Annotated in this window: 1 protein-coding gene; it reads right to left on the bottom strand. The window is 67.8% G+C overall.

Going from position 1 to position 1,315, the window contains the following annotated elements:
* Positions 1–237: 237 nt before the first annotated feature.
* The gene (locus ACQ0O7_RS45100; protein WP_430792100.1) at positions 238–756 is read right to left on the bottom strand and encodes a hypothetical protein; all 519 of its coding nucleotides are present in this window, start codon (positions 754–756) and stop codon (positions 238–240) included.
* Positions 757–1,315: the final 559 nt, after the last annotated feature.

Raw genomic sequence — 1,315 nt, 5'->3', positions numbered from 1 at the left:
ACCTCGACCAGGCGCCCACGCCCAGCCCACGCCAACCTCGAACCAGGCATCCCCACCCGGCCCCGCGCCTCTTCGACCGGGCGCCCACGCCTACCTCGATCAGGCACGGCGGCGGGCCTTACGCGCCTTTCCTCGCCAGGCACCTTTCCCGCCATGCGCTTTGTCGCGCCGACGCATTCCCCTGCCGGCCTCTCCTGGCGGGCCTTTCCTTACCAAAATCGGCGTCTTCGTGCCTGACTACGCCTGGTAATCGGCGATGATCCAGCATTCGGCGCCGGCCGGGGTGTCGGTGACGTTGATGGTCACCTTCACCGGATGGCCATCAGCCCGGTCGAACTCGGTGATCACCTCGGCACCGTCCTCTTTCGCGGTATCCGCCATCTCGATCAACTGGCCGAGCGCGGGAACGTCGATCTCCTCGCCGCCCTCACCCTCCTCGCCGGTTGCCGGCCCGGGACCACCCTCGGGATCACCTCCGGCATCGCCCTCTGCCTCGCCCTCGGCGGAGGGAACCGGAGCAGCGCCCGTCATGTCAGCCTCGACGGCGGAGGTGACCACGCCGTCCTTGACGGTGGCCTGGTACCGCCCCAACGGCGCGGCCGCGTCACACCCCCGGATCAGCGTGAACGTGTAGGCGGCCGGTTCACTCCAGGCCGGCGGCGCCCCACCGGACTCCAGCACCGGCGAGGACCCCGGCTCAGCGGGCTTCCCGTCGTCGGCGGACGTGCACCCACCGGCCAGCCCAACCAGGACCAACGCGCAAAGCACACGCTCGAACCGCACCACGGCCTCCGCTCCCCTGCCCACCGCACCTCGGGGGCCACGCGGCGAAATCTAGCGCAGCCGCGCTCCACCCGCCCGCTGACGACCACCGCCGCAAACTCACTGCCCTGCCAACAGCCCACCGACCGACGAACACGCCACAAACCCACCGCCCCGCCAACAGCCCACCCACCGACGAACACGCCACAAACCCACCGCCAACAGCCCCTCACCGAGGGAGGACCAAATCCCAGCCTTCGTTTCGGCACCCCCGCCGACCGACCGGCATTTCCCGCGTGGCTCCCTGCCCAGCCGCAACCTCGATTGATTTACTGATCATCAATTTTTGCCATTCCGCGGAGGAGTTTTCCCGCACCGGCTTTGGGCGTCGACCCATGCCATACCGCCTCCCGGCAATCGCGCCGGAGAGTTCTGAGTATTCGCCTTGACCAGGCAAGAAATCGGTCACGTCCACCGAAGTGGTGTATGACCTGGACTTTCCGGGATGAACGAGGCGGCCACCGCAGATCCTTCGGATTGTTCGAAGATCACG

The sequence above is a fragment of the Actinoplanes sp. G11-F43 genome (genome assembly GCF_050589265.1).
In the GTDB taxonomy this organism is placed as follows: Bacteria; Actinomycetota; Actinomycetes; order Mycobacteriales; family Micromonosporaceae; genus Actinoplanes.
This window is presented reverse-complemented; position numbering and strand designations above follow the sequence as displayed.